16 protein-coding genes are annotated in these 16,974 nt (G+C 68.1%); 9 read left to right on the plus strand and 7 right to left on the minus strand.

From position 1 onward, the window contains the following. Positions 1-323: 323 nt before the first annotated feature. The gene (dnaA, locus tag D1369_RS20405; RefSeq protein ID WP_118082558.1) at positions 324-2,306 is read right to left on the minus strand and encodes a chromosomal replication initiator protein DnaA; all 1,983 of its coding nucleotides are present in this window, start codon (positions 2,304-2,306) and stop codon (positions 324-326) included. A gap of 383 nt (positions 2,307-2,689) precedes the next feature. Here dnaA and rpmH point away from each other — a divergent pair, with 383 nt between their 5' ends. The 9 genes from rpmH to D1369_RS20450 all read left to right on the plus strand — a co-directional run bounded on the left by rpmH (position 2,690) and on the right by D1369_RS20450 (position 9,596). Then, a complete protein-coding gene (rpmH, locus tag D1369_RS20410; RefSeq protein WP_005482975.1) occupies positions 2,690-2,827 on the plus strand; it encodes a 50S ribosomal protein L34 in 138 nt (45 codons plus the stop codon). 21 nt (positions 2,828-2,848) lie between these two features. Further along, entirely contained in the window at positions 2,849-3,220 is a 372-nt protein-coding gene (gene rnpA / locus D1369_RS20415) for a ribonuclease P protein component (RefSeq protein ID WP_007383283.1), read from the plus strand. Continuing rightward, a complete protein-coding gene (gene yidD, locus D1369_RS20420; RefSeq protein WP_007383282.1) occupies positions 3,217-3,567 on the plus strand; it encodes a membrane protein insertion efficiency factor YidD in 351 nt (116 codons plus the stop codon). Before rnpA ends, yidD begins: the two co-directional genes overlap by 4 nt. Before the next feature lie 3 nt (positions 3,568-3,570). Continuing rightward, the gene (yidC, locus tag D1369_RS20425) at positions 3,571-4,857 is read left to right on the plus strand and encodes a membrane protein insertase YidC (RefSeq protein WP_007383281.1); all 1,287 of its coding nucleotides are present in this window, start codon (positions 3,571-3,573) and stop codon (positions 4,855-4,857) included. A gap of 15 nt (positions 4,858-4,872) precedes the next feature. Next, positions 4,873-5,385 (plus strand): R3H domain-containing nucleic acid-binding protein, encoded by a 513-nt coding sequence (locus tag D1369_RS20430; protein WP_007383280.1) that lies wholly within the window; start codon positions 4,873-4,875, stop codon positions 5,383-5,385. Positions 5,386-5,503: 118 nt separating this feature from the next. Next, the gene (gene rsmG / locus D1369_RS20435) at positions 5,504-6,220 is read left to right on the plus strand and encodes a 16S rRNA (guanine(527)-N(7))-methyltransferase RsmG (protein ID WP_007383279.1); all 717 of its coding nucleotides are present in this window, start codon (positions 5,504-5,506) and stop codon (positions 6,218-6,220) included. Between the two features lie 265 nt (positions 6,221-6,485). Beyond that, positions 6,486-7,559 (plus strand): ParA family protein, encoded by a 1,074-nt coding sequence (locus D1369_RS20440; protein WP_007383278.1) that lies wholly within the window; start codon positions 6,486-6,488, stop codon positions 7,557-7,559. Further along, on the plus strand, positions 7,556-8,656 hold the full coding sequence (locus D1369_RS20445) for a ParB/RepB/Spo0J family partition protein (RefSeq protein ID WP_007383277.1): 1,101 nt from the start codon (positions 7,556-7,558) through the stop codon (positions 8,654-8,656). Before D1369_RS20440 ends, D1369_RS20445 begins: the two co-directional genes overlap by 4 nt. Before the next feature lie 322 nt (positions 8,657-8,978). After that, positions 8,979-9,596, plus strand: coding sequence for a GNAT family N-acetyltransferase (locus D1369_RS20450; protein ID WP_007383276.1), 618 nt, complete (start codon positions 8,979-8,981; stop codon positions 9,594-9,596). A 52-nt stretch (positions 9,597-9,648) separates the two neighbouring features. On the opposite strand, the gene trxA is transcribed toward D1369_RS20450, so the two are convergent. From trxA to murJ, 6 genes are all read right to left on the minus strand, one after another. Then, positions 9,649-9,981, minus strand: coding sequence for a thioredoxin (trxA, locus tag D1369_RS20455; protein WP_007383275.1), 333 nt, complete (start codon positions 9,979-9,981; stop codon positions 9,649-9,651). 50 nt (positions 9,982-10,031) lie between these two features. Continuing rightward, complete coding sequence (trxB, locus tag D1369_RS20460) at positions 10,032-11,000, minus strand: thioredoxin-disulfide reductase (protein ID WP_007383274.1); 969 nt, start codon at positions 10,998-11,000, stop codon at positions 10,032-10,034. Between the two features lie 168 nt (positions 11,001-11,168). Next, on the minus strand, positions 11,169-12,080 hold the full coding sequence (locus D1369_RS20465; protein ID WP_007383273.1) for a hypothetical protein: 912 nt from the start codon (positions 12,078-12,080) through the stop codon (positions 11,169-11,171). Further along, positions 12,077-12,802 carry an RNA polymerase sigma factor SigM gene (gene sigM, locus D1369_RS20470; RefSeq protein ID WP_007383272.1) on the minus strand — a complete coding sequence of 242 codons (726 nt, stop codon included), beginning with the start codon at positions 12,800-12,802 and terminating at the stop codon, positions 12,077-12,079. Before sigM ends, D1369_RS20465 begins: the two co-directional genes overlap by 4 nt. Positions 12,803-12,833: 31 nt before the next feature. Next, entirely contained in the window at positions 12,834-14,549 is a 1,716-nt protein-coding gene (locus D1369_RS20475) for a protein kinase family protein (RefSeq protein WP_007383271.1), read from the minus strand. Between the two features lie 119 nt (positions 14,550-14,668). Further along, complete coding sequence (gene murJ / locus D1369_RS20480; protein WP_007383270.1) at positions 14,669-16,933, minus strand: murein biosynthesis integral membrane protein MurJ; 2,265 nt, start codon at positions 16,931-16,933, stop codon at positions 14,669-14,671. Positions 16,934-16,974: the final 41 nt, after the last annotated feature.

Below are 16,974 nucleotides of genomic sequence, written 5' to 3' on the forward strand. Positions count from 1 at the left end.
TGGCCTGTGGGTTGCCGGTGGACAACTTGGTGCACAGCCTGTGGATCTTCTCGCTGTCCACAGTCTGTGGAGATCCTTCGTCCACGAATCCACAACCACCTGACCTGGCCTGATGGTCTTTCACCAGGAAGCCTGTGGACCGCGATCTGGACAACTTCGCAGTCCCCAGGATGTGGACGGAAAAAAGTCACCGGATCTGTGGAGAGAGGCCGTAACCCGGCGGGGAATCGAACACCCGGCTACGGCGGCATGACGAAGGGCGCCCTCGGGATCTCGTCCCCAGGGCGCCCTTCGGTGTCGGAACCGTCGTGGCTCCGCCTCTGTCAGCCGTTCTTGATGCGGTTCGTCAGCTCGGTCACCTGGTTGTAGATGGAGCGTCGCTCGGCCATCAGATTGCGGATCTTGCGGTCCGCGTGCATCACGGTCGTGTGGTCGCGGCCGCCGAACAGGGCGCCGATCTTCGGCAGCGAGAGGTCCGTCAGCTCGCGGCACAGGTACATGGCGATCTGGCGGGCCGTGACGAGGGCGCGGCCGCGCGAGGTGCCGCACAGGTCCTCGACGGTCAGGCCGAAGTAGTCCGCCGTGGCGCTCATGATGGCCGTCGAGGTGATCTCGGGCGCCGAGTCCTCGCCGCCGGGGATCAGGTCCTTCAGCACGATCTCCGTCAGACCCAGATCCACTGGCTGCCGGTTGAGCGACGCGAACGCCGTCACCCGGATCAGCGCGCCCTCCAGCTCACGGATGTTGCGCGAGATGCGGGACGCGATGAACTCCAGCACCTCCGGCGGGGCGTTGAGCTGCTCCTGCACCGCCTTCTTGCGCAGGATCGCGATCCGTGTCTCCAGTTCGGGCGGCTGGACGTCGGTGATCAGACCCCACTCGAAACGGTTCCTCAGCCGGTCCTCCAGCGTTACCAGTTGCTTGGGCGGCCGGTCGCTGGACAGCACGATCTGCTTGTTGGCGTTGTGGAGCGTGTTGAAGGTGTGGAAGAACTCCTCCTGCGTCGACTCCTTGTCCGCGAGGAACTGGATGTCGTCGACGAGCAGGATGTCCATCTCGCGGTAGCGCTTGCGGAAGCTGTCGCCCTTGCCGTCGCGGATGGAGTTGATGAACTCGTTGGTGAACTCCTCCGAGCTCACGTACCGCACGCGCGTGCCGGGGTACAGGCTGCGCGCGTAGTGCCCGATCGCGTGCAGCAGGTGGGTCTTGCCGAGTCCCGACTCCCCGTAGATGAAGAGGGGGTTGTAGGCCTTGGCCGGGGCCTCGGCGACCGCCACCGCGGCCGCGTGGGCGAAGCGGTTGGAGGCGCCGATGACGAACGTGTCGAAGAGGTACTTCGGGTTCAGCCGCGCGGTGGGCTCCCCGGGGCCGGTCGCCGGCGCGGGCTGCGCGGCGAGTGGGCCGGGGGCGCCGGTGGTGGGCAGGTTGGAGCCGACCGGGCCACCGCGGTGCACACGGCCGGAGCCGGACGGCGGATCGGGCAGGTCCCGGCGGCTGTCGCGCTGGTCGTAGTCGGACCGGGGCTGGTCGTAGTCGGGACGCGGTTTGTCGTAGTCCGGCCGCTGGTTGTAGTCGGAGCGCGGGCCGTCGTAGGACGGGCGCTCCATCGACTGCGGGCGGTAGTCCTGGGACGAGGGGCCGTACGACTCCTGCGTGTACGGCTCCTGCTGGTACGGCTCCTGCGGATAGGGCTCCTGCGACGGTGACGCGTAGGGGTCGCGCTCCGGGAAGCCGAGCCGCTGCTGCTGCCAGCTGTACTCGTCCTGCGCCGGCCGCGGCCAGGCGCCGGGTTCGGGGCGCTGGTACTCCGAGGGGTAGGCGGGGCGCGCGGTCGGGAGCTGGTCCGGGCGGGGCGCGCGGTCGCCCTGGTGCGCGGGGCGCTGTTCGCCGCGGCTCTGGTGGGAGTCGTCGGCGCGGTGACGGCCGTAGCCCTCGTACTGGTTGTCGTACTGGCCGGAGGGAAGCTCCGGCTCCTCGTAGCGAGACTGGGGCCGGGGGGCCGGAGGCGAGGGCGGTGGCGAGGGCTCGCCCGCGGAGTCGTCGACGGTGATCGCGATACGGATCGGGCGTCCGCACTCGCGGCTCAGCGTCTCGCTGACGGCCGGGGCCAACCGGCCCTCCAGTACGCCTTTCGCAAATTCGTTCGGTACGGCGAGCAGAGCGGTGTCGGCGACCAGCGCGAGCGGCTGGCAGCGCCGGATCCAGTGCTCGTCCTTCGCCTCCACACCCTGGACGCGGCCCTCACCGAGAAGCTGCTCGAGTACGCGTGGCCACACTGCGGCAAGATCGGCAGGTACGTCAGCCACAGGGCACGCTCTCTCACGGGTCCCACGAACGTGTGGTTGTGGGACGAGTCGGGATTCAAATGGGGTGGAGCCGAAAGACAGGGGTCAACGGAACGAATCGGAGTTCAGCCACGGTAGTCAGGGCGACGGGTGCGGTTCAAGTTGTTGTCCCCAGCCTGTGGATAGTGTCTCCCGGTGACCACTGGTTTGACCGGATGGCGTAGCCGCGCGTACCGTAACCAGGTCGAGTTGTCGATGGCTGCTGCCGCCTGCCTCCGATGGGCACAGATCGCGTCAGGTGATCGGGAAGCGGTGCACACGGGCGTAACTGCGAGCTACTCGTGGGCGCACGGTGACAGCCAGGACGGCACCCGCCACCACCGATTGATTTCTGGAGCCCCCGAGTGAGCAAGCGCACCTTCCAGCCGAACAACCGTCGTCGTGCCAAGACCCACGGCTTCCGTCTGCGGATGCGTACCCGTGCCGGCCGCGCGATTCTGGCGAACCGCCGCAGCAAGGGTCGCGCCAGCCTGTCCGCCTGATCCCGGTCAGGTCATGCCGTCGTGCTGCCCACCGAGAACCGGCTGAGGCGGCGCGAGGACTTCGCGACCGCGGTACGACGAGGGCGCCGGGCCGGCCGCCCGTCCCTCGTCGTCCATTTTCGTAGCGGTGCCACGGACCCGCACGCGCCTGGGGAGAGCGCTCCCCCGACGCGTGCGGGTTTCGTCGTGAGCAAGGCCGTGGGCGGTGCCGTGGTGCGCAACAAGGTGAAGCGCAGGCTTCGCCATCTGATGCGCGACAGGGTCCTCCTGTTTCCCCCCGGTAGCCTGGTAGTCGTACGAGCGCTGCCCGAGGCGGGCGACGCCGATCACGAACAGCTGGCCCGAGACCTGGATGCCGCCGTTCAGCGGCTGCTGGGAGGGGGCGCACGATGAAGTACCCGCTGCTGGCGCTGATCAAGCTGTACCAGTGGACCATCAGCCCGCTGCTGGGGCCGGTGTGCAAGTACTACCCGTCGTGCTCCCACTACGGCTACCAGGCCATCGACCGGCACGGTGCGATCAAGGGAACGGCACTCACCGCCTGGCGCATCCTGCGGTGCAATCCGTGGTCGCTGGGCGGTGTGGACCATGTCCCGCCGCGCAGGCGTCCGCGGTGGCACGAAATGCTGCGTAACGCCTGGCGTGCACGTAGGGGCGGGCCCTCCGCCGCCTCGGCCACCGAGGGGCAGAATCCTTCGAGCCCGGCCGCAGAGACTCCGTCCCATGCCCAAGGAGCATGATTAGTGGACACGATTGCCAGTCTTTTCAGCTTCATCACGACACCCGTCTCCTGGGTCATCGTCCAGTTCCACACGGTGTACGGCAAGATCTTCGGCCCTGACACCGGCTGGGCCTGGGGCCTGTCGATCGTGTCCCTCGTGATCCTGATCCGTATCTGCCTGATCCCGCTCTTCGTGAAGCAGATCAAGTCGACGCGGGCCATGCAGACGCTCCAGCCCGAGATGAAGAAGATCCAGGAGCGCTACAAGAACGACAAGCAGCGTCAGTCCGAAGAGATGATGAAGCTGTACAAGGAGACGGGCACCAACCCGCTCTCCTCGTGCCTTCCCATCCTGGCGCAGTCCCCGTTCTTCTTCGCCCTGTATCACGTGCTCAACGGCATCGCGACGGGCGACACCATCGGTGTCATCAACGAATCGCTGCTGGCCAGTGCCCGTAAGGCGCACATCTTTGGTGCCCCGCTCGCCGCGAAGTTCAAGGACGGCTCCGCCACCGTCCAGGCGCTGGGTGCCACGGTCACGGATGTGCGAGTCGTCACCGCGGTCATGATCGTCATGATGTCGGCGTCGCAGTTCTACACGCAGCGCCAGCTGATGACGAAGAACGTCGACACCACCGTCAAGACGCCGTTCATGCAGCAGCAGAAGATGCTGATGTACGTCTTCCCGGTCATGTTCGCCGTCTTCGGCATCAACTTCCCGGTCGGTGTCCTCGTCTACTGGCTGACCACCAACGTGTGGACCATGGGCCAGCAGATGTACGTCATCCACAACAACCCGACCCCGGGTTCCAAGGCCCAGGCCGCCTACCTGGAGCGCCTCACCAAGCACGTCACGAGCCACGGCAAGGCCCGCAAGCGCAGCGAGCGCACGATCATCAAGGCGATCGTCGCCAAGGGCCGCGACCGCAATGAGTTCGAGCGCAAGTTCATCAACGGTCTGAACAAGGCGGGCCTCGCGGCCCAGGCCGACGGCTCGGTCATCCAGAGCGAGTCCCAGGCCGCGGTCCAGACCGAGGACGGTTCGACCGCGAGCGCGGCGGCTCCCAAGCGTCAGCAGCCCAAGCGGCAGAGCAAGTCCCAGCGTCAGTCGGGTGCGGCTGCGGCCGGCTCGAAGGCCGCCGATGGCGCCCCGTCGTCGGAGCCGACCTCGCTGACCAAGTCCGACGAGCCTGAGGACGCCAAGCCCGCCGCTCCCGCCAAGAAGCCGGCTGGCGGCGGTACCCGCAGCAAGGCCCAGTCCGGACAGCGCAAGGGTCCGCAGCGGCCCAAGTCCCCGTCCAAGAAGTAAGAAGGAGTCCATCCCGTGACGGAAGGCACCACCTCCGCCGCTGCCGAGGGTGCAGACACCCTGACCCGCCTGGAGCAGGAAGGCGAGATCGCGGCGGACTACCTCGAGGGTCTGCTCGACATCGCCGATCTCGACGGCGATATCGACATGGACGTCGAGGCCGACCGCGCCGCTGTCTCGATCATCAGCGACGCGGGCGGTCGCGACCTGCAGAAGCTGGTCGGTCGGGACGGCGAGGTGCTGGAAGCCCTGCAGGAGCTCACTCGCCTGGCTGTGCACCGGGAGACCGGCGACCGCAGCCGACTGATGCTGGACATCGGCGGATACCGGGCCAAGAAGCGTGCGGAACTCTCCGAGCTGGGCGCCAAGGCCGCCGCCGAGGTGAAGAGCACGGGCGAGTCCGTGAAGCTCCAGCCGATGACACCGTTCGAGCGCAAGGTCGTGCACGACGCGATCAAGGCCGCCGGGCTGCGCAGTGAGTCCGAGGGCGAGGAGCCACAGCGCTTCGTCGTCGTGCTTCCCGCCTGATCGGTCCGTACGTTCCTCCGGCCCCGTCTGTAGAGCAGGCGGGGCCGAACTTTGTCAGCCTGATAGTTCTGATGATCGGCGCCCAGTGCGCTGATGCGGTACGGAAGGACGGTTCCCCGTGACGGAGGCAGCGGAGCTTCCCCCCGCGCCGGAGCAGGCGCGCGAGGTGTTCGGCGATCGCTACGAGGACGCGGTGCGGTACGCCGAGCTGCTCGCTGAGGCGGGTGTGCAGCGCGGTCTCATCGGTCCCCGTGAAGTGCCCCGGTTGTGGGAGCGGCATCTGCTCAACTGCGCGGTCCTCTCGGAGGTCGTTCCCGAGGGCGTGACGGTGTGCGATGTCGGCTCTGGTGCCGGTCTGCCCGGCATTCCTCTGGCCCTCGTCCGCGAGGACCTGAAGATCACGCTGCTGGAGCCGCTGCTGAGGCGTACGACCTTCCTGACGGAGGTCGTGGAGTTGCTGGGGCTGGACCATGTAACGGTCGTGCGGGGCCGTGCCGAGGAGGTCATGGGCAAGCTGACTCCTGTGCATGTGGTGACGGCGCGGGCGGTGGCCCCGCTGGACCGGCTGGCGACGTGGGGTGTCCCGCTGTTGCGTCCCTACGGCGAGATGCTGGCGCTCAAGGGGGACACCGCGGAGGAGGAGCTCAAGGCGGCAGGTACGGCCCTGAGCAAGCTCGGTGCTGTGGGGACCTCCATCCTGCATGTGGGTGAGGGCGTGGTCGACCCGTTGTCCACGGTCGTGAGGGTCGAAGTCGGGGAAAGCCCCGGCGGTGTGCGTTTCGCGGCCAAGCGTGCCAAGGCGGCCCGCACCGGCCGTACGCGGCGGCGTCGCTGATCCGCCCTGACGACGAGACTTACTCCACACAAGCTGTCAAACCTATGCATGCCGGAGTGTCGCGGCAGAACGGGCACGGCTGCCCTGCATCGTGTTTCACGTGAAACGTCGCTCACTGCTGCACGGCATCATCAGCCGGGGCCGCGCCGCGGCCGAACCCCGTGACCGAAAGCCTCTCGGGTCACTCGGAGAGGTAACGGAGTTGTCCACAGAGGTGGATTTCTCCACAGAACAACAGGCCTCACTGGTTCACGACCCCGAAGACATGGGAGGCTCTGTTCATTGCGAGCCTGAAGTCGAGGAGAGTGAATCCTTGCGGTCCGACGCCAACATCGCGGGACCGATGACCGATCCGGTCCCCGGTCCCCGAACCGAGTCGATGGGGGAGGATGTTTCACGTGAAACACCGCCCCCGATGGACGACACTCCGATCGGTCGTGCTGCCCAACTGGCGGTAGAGGCTCTTGGTCGCGCCGGCGAGGGCCTGCCACGGCCCGAGCAGACCCGGATCATGGTCGTTGCCAACCAGAAGGGCGGGGTGGGCAAGACGACGACGACCGTCAATCTTGCCGCCTCGCTGGCTCTGCACGGCGGCCGTGTCCTGGTGGTCGACCTCGACCCCCAGGGCAACGCGTCCACCGCCCTGGGCATCGACCACCACGCCGAAGTCCCGTCCATCTATGACGTCCTGGTCGACAGCAGGCCGCTGGCCGAGGTCGTCCAGCCGGTCCCGGACGTCGAAGGTCTCTTCTGCGCCCCCGCCACCATCGATCTCGCCGGTGCGGAGATCGAGCTGGTGTCCCTGGTGGCACGCGAGAGCCGACTGCAGCGCGCCATCCAGGCGTACGAGCAGCCCTTGGACTACATCCTCATCGACTGTCCACCCTCGCTCGGTCTGCTGACGGTCAACGCGCTCGTGGCCGGTGCGGAGGTCCTCATCCCGATCCAGTGCGAGTACTACGCGCTGGAGGGGCTGGGACAGCTGCTGCGCAACGTCGACCTGGTGCGGGGTCACCTCAACCCCACCTTGCACGTATCGACCATCCTGCTCACCATGTACGACGGCCGGACGCGCCTCGCGTCCCAGGTCGCGGACGAGGTGCGCACCCACTTCGGCGAGGAGGTGCTGCGGACGAGCATTCCCCGCTCGGTCCGTATCTCCGAGGCGCCGAGTTATGGACAGACGGTGCTGACCTACGATCCAGGATCAAGCGGCGCTCTGTCCTACCTTGAGGCGGCGCGAGAGATCGCGTTGAAGGGCGTCGGCGTCAGCTATGACCCGACGCAGGCGCACATCGGCGCACAGAGCAACCAGAGCATGGTGGAGGGGATCCAGTGAGCGAGCGACGGAGGGGTTTGGGTCGTGGTCTCGGCGCACTGATCCCCGCTGCCCCGACGGAGAAGACGCCGACCCCGGCGGCGATGGGGGGCACTGGTTCCGCATCTCCGGCGTCCGTTCCGGTGCTGACGACCGATCGTGGCGTGGCCGCGGCGAAGGTGGCCACGCTGCCGCCTGTTTCACATGAAACCGAGACGCCCTCGGTCAACGGTTATCCGGAGACGCCCGCGCCTCCCATGGGCGCTCACTTCGCGGAGCTCCCTCTCGACTCCATCACGCCGAACCCGCGCCAGCCGCGTGAGGTGTTCGACGAGGACGCGCTGCAGGAGCTGGTCACCTCCATCCAGGAGGTCGGGCTCCTCCAGCCGGTCGTCGTACGCCAGGTCGGTCCCGCCCGCTACGAGCTCATCATGGGCGAGCGGCGCTGGCGGGCCAGTCGTGAGGCCGGCCTGGACGCGATCCCCGCGATCGTACGGGCCACGGAGGACGACAAGCTCCTCCTGGACGCCCTCCTGGAGAACCTCCACCGTGCTCAGCTGAACCCGCTGGAAGAGGCAGCCGCCTACGACCAGTTGCTGAAGGACTTCAACTGCACGCACGACCAGCTGGCGGACCGTATCGGCCGGTCCCGTCCGCAGGTCTCCAACACCTTGCGTCTGCTGAAGCTGTCGCCGTCGGTACAGCGCCGGGTGGCCGCCGGAGTGCTCTCCGCCGGACACGCCCGTGCCCTGCTCTCCGTCGAGGACTCGGAAGAGCAGGACCGGCTGGCCCACCGGATCGTGGCCGAGGGCCTCTCGGTGCGTGCAGTCGAGGAGATCGTGACTCTCATGGGGTCGCGGCCGCAGACCGCTCAGCGCTCCAAGGGGCCGCGTGCCGGCGCTCGGGTCTCTCCTGCACTGAGCGAGCTCGCGACTCGTCTCTCGGATCGTTTCGAGACACGGGTGAAGGTCGATCTGGGGCAGAAGAAGGGCAAGATCACCGTCGAGTTCGCCTCGATGGAGGACCTCGAACGTATCCTCAGCTCCCTCGCCCCCGGTGAAGGACCGGTTCTGCAGAAGAGCCTGCTGGACGGCGAGGGCGAAGAGGCAGAGGACTGAGCCACGGTCGCCAGGGTGACGTCCAGGCGAAGACGGAGAGCGGGTCGTGTCCGGTGTGCCCGGGAACACGGCCCGCTCTTTGCTTTCAGGCGGTATCGATGGAATCACTGGGTGGATACGATGCGACTGGGTGCGGCACATCCGCCCGGCAGTACCTCTGAGGGGAGGCAGGGGCCATGCGAACGATGAGCCGAAGCGGACTGGTGAGCGCGGGCCTGGGACTGGGGGCGGTCGGCGGATTCGTCGGCAGCCTGCTCAGGGAACGGAGCGCTCTGACGGCCGCCCGCGATGCGGCGGGCGAAGGAAGCGAGGAACAGCCTTCATGGGGCGTCGGCTCGTACCGCTCACGCTGGACAACCTTCCGGACCTCCCCCAGCGTTGTCGCTCGTGCGTCTTCTGGGAGTTGGACCCCGTCAGCGGAGAAGCCGCGGTAAATGCGGGAACAGCCGCTCTGGAGAAGGAAGCCTGGATCTCTGCCGTCCTGCTGGACTGGGGATCGTGCGGCCGGCTCGTCTACGTGGACGACGTTCCGGTCGGCTTCGTCCTCTACGCCCCTCCCGCGTATGTTCCTCGCTCGACGGCGTTTCCCACGAGCCCTGTCTCTCCGGACGCCGTCCAGTTGATGACGTCGTTCATCATGCCGGGCTATCAGGGGCAGGGGCTGGGCCGCGTGATGGTGCAGACGGTCGCCAAGGATCTGCTGCGGCGGGGCTTCAAGGCCATCGAGGCCTTCGGTGATGCCCGCTGGAAAGAGCCCGCCTGTCTGCTTCCCGCTGACCATCTCCTCGCCGTGGGCTTCAAGACGGTCAGGCCCCACCCCACGTATCCGAGACTGAGGTTGGAGCTGCGCAGCACGCTCTCCTGGAAGGAAGACGTGGAGATGGCACTGGACCGGCTTCTGGGAGCGGTACAGAAGGAACCGGCGTTGCGTCCTCTGTAACGCGATGGGGCCGACCCTTTCGGGTCGGCCCCATCGCGTTTCACGTGAAACATCACTCGGCGATGAAGTCCTCAAGGTCGCGGACGATCGCGGCCTTCGGCTTGGCACCGACGATGGTCTTGGCGACCTCGCCACCCTGGTACACGTTCAGCGTCGGGATGGACATGACGCCGTACTTGGCGGCCGTACCCGGGTTCTCGTCGATGTTCAGCTTGACGATCTCGATCTTGTCGCCGTACTCGGCGGCGATCGCCTCAAGGGACGGAGCGATCTGACGGCACGGTCCGCACCAGGCGGCCCAGAAGTCCACCAGTACGGGCTTGTCGCTCTTCAGGACGTCCTGCTCGAAGGAATCGTCGGTCACATTCTTCAGGGTGCCGGCCACGGCGGGCTCCTTAACTGGGTTGGTGCGGTGCGGTGGGGCGGGGATGGGGGTCAGACAGCGGTCTTCTCGGGCTCGGCCTTCTCCTCGTCCGCGAGGGCGGCGAGGAAACGCTCGGCGTCGAGAGCAGCGGAGCAGCCGGTGCCGGCCGCGGTGATCGCCTGGCGGTACGTGTGGTCGACCACGTCACCGGCGCCGAAGACACCGGTCAGGTTGGTGCGGGTCGAAGGCGCTTCCACCTTCAGATAGCCCTCGCCGTCCAGTTCGAGCTGGCCCTTGAAGAGCTCGGTGCGCGGGTCGTGGCCGATCGCAATGAACAGGCCGGTGACCGCCAGGTCCGAGAGCTCGCCGGTCTTGAGGTTGCGCAGCTTCAGCCCCGAGAGCTTGGGGTCGCCCTGGATCTCGGCGACCTCGCTGTCCCACACGAACTTGATCTTCGGGTCGGCGAAGGCGCGCTCCTGCATCGCCTTGGAGGCGCGCAGGGTGTCACGGCGGTGGACGATCGTCACGGACTTGGCGAAGCGGGAGAGGAAGGTCGCCTCCTCCATCGCGGTGTCACCGCCGCCGATCACGGCGATGTCCTGGTCCTTGAAGAAGAACCCGTCACACGTGGCACACCACGAGACACCGCGCCCGGAGAGGGCGTCCTCGTTGGGCAGGCCGAGCTTGCGGTGCTGCGAACCGGTGGTGACGATCACGGCCTTCGCCCGGTGGACCGTGCCCGAGGTGTCGGTGACGGTTTTGATCTCGCCGGTCAGGTCGACGCTGACGATGTCGTCCGGGATGAGCTCGGCACCGAAGCGCTCCGCCTGGGCGCGCATGTTGTCCATGAGCTCGGGACCCATGATGCCGTCCTGGAAGCCGGGGAAGTTCTCCACCTCGGTGGTGTTCATCAGCGCGCCACCGGCGGTGACGGCGCCCTCGAACACCAGCGGCTTCAGCGACGCGCGCGCGGTGTAGAGCGCCGCCGTGTAGCCGGCGGGCCCGGAGCCGATGATGATCACGTTACGGACGTCGCTCACGGCTTGGTTCCTCGTCTCTGGACTGCGTCGTCGGACCGGTGGAGCCCCTCGCAGAACTCTCACCCCACCCAACGGATCCTAAGGGGCGCGCATTCCCGGTGTGTCCGGGCACACGGAGAGGTCACACCGTACGCATTGCCACGCAGGACGAAGACGATGCGTGACCGTTCAGGAGTGCGCGTAGGACTGCTTCAGCAGAACCTTCGCGGTGCCCGTCGGTGCGTTCTTCATGCACGAGGCGTCCACGATGTAGGCGGTGATCCGGGTGCTGTCGGAGGGATCACGCAACACGACCAGTAGCGCGTCCGTGCCTTTGTAGACGCCGTCCTTGGTCGCGAGCGGCGAGTCGCTGGTGTGGATGCCCTTCTGGATGCACCGGGGAACCTCGGGCGTCTCCAGGATGCGGGGATCCTTCGAGCCCGGGATGCTCGCCGCGCCCATGCTGGTGTGCGGAGCCTGAGACCCGCCGCTCGCGGTCTTCTTGTCGGTGAGAAGGTCCGAGACCTGCTTCTCCAGTCCGCTCGCGGAGAAGGTGTCGGCGGGGCTGGTCGCCGCGTCGGTCGGCTTGTCGTCGTTCAACGCCGAGAACAGGAAGGAGCCGAATCCCAGTGCGGCGACGGTGAAGACGGCCCCGAGGACGGCAACCTTGCGACGTCCGTTCCTGTTGCGGTCCTTGCGGTCCTTGCGGTCCTTGCGGTCCTTGCGGCCCGGGCCGGTGGTGGACGTGCGGGCGTGTCCCGTCGGACGGTAGGCGGTGGTCGATGTTTCACGTGAAACATGCGCGCTCTCGACCGGCGCCGGTGTGTTCACGGCCTCGGGAGCAGTTGCCTGGAGGAGAGCCTCCGCGGCGAGGGCGGCGTCGATCCTGCCGGCGACATCGGCGGGCATGCGAGGCGGGCCCGGTACGGTGCCGAGCAGGCCACGGATCTCCTCCAGCGACGCGTGAACGTCCGCGCAGAGTTCGCACTCGTCCAGATGCCTTCGCACGTCCGCGGTCTTGGAGGGAGGCAGGACGCCTTCGGTGAGGTCGGAGATCTCCGCGACGTCCGGGTGCCCGGCTGTGTCTGTCGTGGAAGTCACGCTCGCCCACCTCCGCCCTTCACTGCAGCTGAATCGCTTGATCCCGAATCCGGCGGGCCCTGTGATGGAGGTCCCGCTGCGGGTGGGACGGATGTCCCCTGAGTCCGGTTCCGTCCAACGCCCCCTTCTCTGCCGTCTTCGGCGTTTTCCGGCCGCAGATGGGTGAGAAGGGGGAGCAGTCTGGCTCTGCCTCGGGCGCAGCGGCTCTTCACCGTCCCTGTCGGCACATCGAGGATGCGGGCGGCTTCGGCGACGGGGTAGCCCTGCATGTCCACGAGGACGAGGGCGGCGCGCTGGTCGTGCGGGAGCGTGCCGAGGGCCTCCAGGAGCTGGCGGTGGAGGTCGTTGCGCTCCGCGGGCGCCGAGGCGGACTCGTGCGGCTCCAGGAGCTGTTCCAGACGCTCGGTGTCGTCCACGGGAGACGTCTTGCGGGAGGCTGCCTTTCTGGCGCGGTCCAGGCAGGCGTTCACCGTGATCCGGTGCAGCCAGGTCGTGACCGCCGACTGGCCCCGGAAGGTGTGCGCGGCCCGGTAGGCGGACACCAGGGCGTCCTGTACGGCGTCAGCGGCTTCCTCGCGGTCCCCGAGGGTGCGGAGGGCGACGGCCCAGAGCCGATCCCGGTGCCGCCGCACGAGCTCACCGAAGGCGTCGGGGTCGCCCTCCACATGGCGGGCCAGGAGGTCCTGATCGCTGGTGTCGCCGTACGCGGTGTCATCTGCCATCGGACCCCCTCCCCTTGTCTGCGGTGAGCTCTCAGCCGGTGAACTTCACGTTGGTGATGGCCTGCTTGTAGCCGGGGTCGCTGTAATTCGCCGAGTCGGCGCCGGAGTAGGGCAGGGCGGTGAGCCACACCAGGACGTACCGCGATTTCATCGGCTTGCCGACCTTCACCGTGGCCGTGGTGCTTTTCGTGGTCGCCGAACCGATCTTGTCCAGTGAGTCCAGCGACGACGGCGTGAGTGAGTCGGCCGCGTACAGCTCGACCGTGGTGTGGTCGCCGCCGTATCGGAGGGACAGCGTCGCGGCCGACACCTCCTGGGCCGAACCGAGGTCGTAGACGATCCCGACGCCGGGCTTGATCAGTATCTTCGGACCGTCCTTGTAACTGCTGGTCCGCCAGCCCGTCGTCATGCTGCTGTCGTAGGTCAGCTTCACATCACCCGGATGCTGAGCGTCGCCCTCGGCCACGTACTCCGCGGCGCCGTCGATGCTGAGCGTCTTCGTCGGCTTCGGCGCGGTGCGGTTCTTGTCGCCGTCGTCCGTCGTCTGGTTCTGGTTCTCGCCCGATGTGCCGCCCCGGTCCATCAGCGCGTCCGCGAGCTGCCAACTGCCGAGGCCCAGCGCGGCGATGAGGAGGGCGGAGACCGCCCACTTCAGGGCCCGGCCCGTGCGGCTCTGCAGCGGCGGTGGCGGGGCCGGTACGGGCTGGGTGACACCGGGGTGGGGTGCCGGGCGGCCGTATGTGCCCTGTTGGTACGTCGTGCGCTGGTAGTCGGGCGGGGCCGTGAACGCCGGCTCCGGCGGGCGGATGCGGGGCATCTCGCCGATCGCCTTGACCAGTTCCTCGGGTGTCGTGCACGCGGACTCGTGCCGTGAGGCCGTCGCACCGTCGTTGGCGAGCGCCCGCATGGACAGCTCGGACAGCCCGCGGTGGACACCCGCCCGCACCTGGTCGGGTGCGATGAGACCGACGTCCTTGGGCAGGCCGGCCAGACCGTAGGCGTCGCTCTCGTACGGCCACCGCTGGGTGAGCGCCGCGTACAGGAGCGCGCCGATCGCCTCGGTGTCCGTACGCTGCGGAGACTCCGAACTGACGCCTCGCAGCGCGGCGTTCACGGCGAGGCCGCGGATGCGCCACTGCCCGCTCGACGTACGCAGGACCGCGTTGGGGTTCAGCCGCAGGTGCGCGAGCCCCTCGCGGTGGGCCGCGGCCATGGCGGAGGCGACCTGAGTGACCATCTGGTAGGCGTCGTACACCTCCAGCGGGCCCGGCGCGAGGAGGGTGGTCAGCTCGGTCGCGTCGGGCAGCCACTCGTGGACGACGTAGACGAGGTCGTTCTCCTCCACGGCGTCCAGGACCTGGACGAAGCGCGGGTCACCCAGCAGCGCGGAGGAACGGGCCGCGGCCAGGACGGAGCGCGCCCGCGCATGGTCCGCGGGCAGGATGTGCACGCCCACGGCCCGACGCAGTTTCTCGTCGACGGCACGCCAACTGCTGAACCCGTCCAGACGGGTGACGCACTCCTCGAGACGGTAGCGTCTGGCGAGTTTGTGGCCGCTGTGCAGCTCCGGCGGTGACGCCTTGCCAGGACTCTCGGTCCCGCCACTCCCCTGTGCCTCGACGTCTTCCGTGTCCCGCTCCCGGTTCTTGGCCACGCCGTCGGCCGTGGGCTGGTCCGCCTTGGCGGTCAGCGGTTTGTCACCGCTGGTGTCTGCCACGTCGACGGCAGCCGTGCTCCGTTCCGCCACCGTCGTTCCCTGCCTCCCCATTCGTTGCGCGCCATGCGACGCAGAATCCAATTGTGCCCACAGTCCGACGCTATGCACGACACACAGAGGCGGACGATGGTTGTGCGCGTACCCCTGCCTCAGCGCCCCAGACGCCCCCGGACCATGCCGACGAGCGAGTTCAGCTCCTCGATCCGCATCTTGCGCGCGGCGAGGAAGAAGATCCCGAGCAGAACCGCTCCACCCGCGATCAGCGCGGCGAAGGAACCGACGACTCCCTGGCCGATCGAGTGACCGATGGCGTAGCAGGCCGCGCCGCTGAGCAGCGCCGCCGGGACGGAGGCGATGCAGAGTCGGGCGTAGGTCCGCAGGACGCGGTTGCCGTCCAGGTCGCCGCCGAGGCGCTTGCGCAGCCGGTTCCAGGCGACGCCGACACCGATCGCGTAGGCGAGACCGTAGGAGGCGGCCATGCCCGCCACGGCCCAGCGGGGCGGCAGCACCACGTAACACAGGGCCGAGGCGCCCGCGTTGACCGCCGCCACGATGACCGTGTTGTAGAAGGGGGTGCGGGTGTCCTCGTAGGCGTAGAAGGCGCGCAGGACGACGTACTGCACGGAGTAGGGGATCAAGCCGAGGGCGAAGGCCATCAGCATGAAGCCCATGTTCGTGGCCTCGCTGATACCGGAGGAGCCGAAGATCAGCGTGCACATCGGGATGCCGAGGGCGACGAACCCGAAGGCGATCGGCACGATCGCGACGGCAGTGGTGCGCAGGCCCTGGGAGATGTCGTCACGGACTGCGCCGCCGTCCTCCTCGGCCGCCGAGCGGGCCAGGCGCGGCAGCAGAGCCGCCATCAGGGAGACGGTGATGATGGCCTGCGGCAGACCCCAGATGAGTTGGGCATTGGCGTAGGCGGAGAAGCCGGTGCCGTCGACCGGGGAGGCCTTGCCCGCCGCAGTGGACAGCTGCGAGACGACGATCGCGCCGGCCTGGTTGGCCAGGACGAACAGCACGGTCCACTTGGCGAGTGTCACGGCCTTGCCGAGGCCGTGGCCCCGCCAGTCGAAGCGCAGCCGCATCCGGAAGCCGGTCTCGCGCAGGTACGGGATCATCGCCAGCGCCTGGACGACGAGGCCGAGCAGGACGCCGATGCCGAGGAGGCGCTGCCCCTCCGGCGGGATGTTCGAGACCTTCATGCCGGAGTCGGCCGCGGTGCCGTAGACCCACATGAACATGCCGAGCGTCACGATGATGACGATGTTGTTCAGGACCGGGGTCCACATCATCGCGCCGAACTTCCCACGCGCGTTGAGGATCTGCCCCATCACCACGTGGATGCCCATGAAGAAGATGGAGGGCAGGAAGTAGCGGACGAAGGTGATGCCCACCTCGTTGGCCGCCGGGTCGCTGGCCACCGAGTCGGACAGCAGACGGATCAGGAACGGAGCGCCGAGGACCGCGATCCCGGTGAGCACGCCCAGCGCCACCATCACCAGGGTCAGCAGCCGGTTGGCGTACGCCTCGCCGCCGTCCTCGTCCTCCTTCATGGCACGCACGAGCTGCGGTACGAACACGGAGTTGAGGCCGCCACCGACGGTCAGGATGTAGATCATCGTCGGGAGCTGGTAGGCGACCTGGAAGGTGTCACCCAGCAGACCGACACCCAGCGCCGACACGATCAGGGCCGAACGGACGAAGCCGGTCAGGCGCGAGACCATCGTGCCGGCCGCCATCACGGCGCTCGACTTGAGCAAACCTGTGGCCTTTCCGCCCTGCTTCGCGGGGGCCGCGGGAGTTGCGGGCGCCGCCGCAGCCGTCGCAGTACCGAGATTCATGGTCTCGTCGGCCGAAGGCGCAGCCGCCGCGGGAGCCTGGAACTGCGGTGTGGGCGGCGGTCCGCCCGGTCCCGGTACCGACGGGGGATCCGTCGGGCGGCCGCCGCGCTGCTGCTGGTCGCGGAAGAGGTGGGCGAAGGCGTCCGGCTCGTGGCGTTCCTCGCCGGCCTGGCTCACCAGATCGTCGACGCCCACGAACTGGGTGGTGCGAGGGTCGTCGCCGTACGGCAGGTACTGCGTCGGGCCCTCCGGCTCGGGCGCCGGGGTCTGCGCCCACACGTGCGGGTCCGGGGCGTACGGGGACTGGGGCGGCTGGGAGTACAGCGGCTGTTGCGGCTGATGGGTGCCGGGGGGCGGCGGGGGATGCGCGGCACGGTCGTAGAGGGCCTCGGTGACCGGGTCCTGGGCATGGAGGTCCTGAGCCCGGTAGGGGTCCTGGTCGTAGGCGTCCTGGAGGTACATGTCCGCGGGAGCCTGTGGCGGCACCTGGCCATGCTCGGGCGGCGGCCCCTCGGGGCGATCCGAGTTGCCCGCGCCCTGACCGCGATCACCGTCGTACGGCGCGTTCATGGTTACCCCACCTCATCGTCCCGGGCCCACCGGCCACGACA

Origin of the sequence: Streptomyces sp. CC0208 (genome assembly GCF_003443735.1) — a bacterium.
GTDB classification, from domain to species: domain Bacteria; phylum Actinomycetota; class Actinomycetes; order Streptomycetales; family Streptomycetaceae; genus Streptomyces; species Streptomyces sviceus.

What these genes read in the sequence shown, in the direction of transcription:
- D1369_RS20440 (WP_007383278.1), top strand. Translation starts at nt 6,486, where the DNA reads ATGGGAGGCTCTGTTCATTGCGAGCCTGAAGTCGAGGAGAGTGAATCC.
- yidD (WP_007383282.1), top strand. Translation starts at nt 3,217, where the DNA reads ATGAAGTACCCGCTGCTGGCGCTGATCAAGCTGTACCAGTGGACCATC.
- murJ (WP_007383270.1), bottom strand. Translation starts at nt 16,933, where the DNA reads ATGAACGCGCCGTACGACGGTGATCGCGGTCAGGGCGCGGGCAACTCG.
- sigM (WP_007383272.1), bottom strand. Translation starts at nt 12,802, where the DNA reads ATGGCAGATGACACCGCGTACGGCGACACCAGCGATCAGGACCTCCTG.
- D1369_RS20450 (WP_007383276.1), top strand. Translation starts at nt 8,979, where the DNA reads ATGGGGCGTCGGCTCGTACCGCTCACGCTGGACAACCTTCCGGACCTC.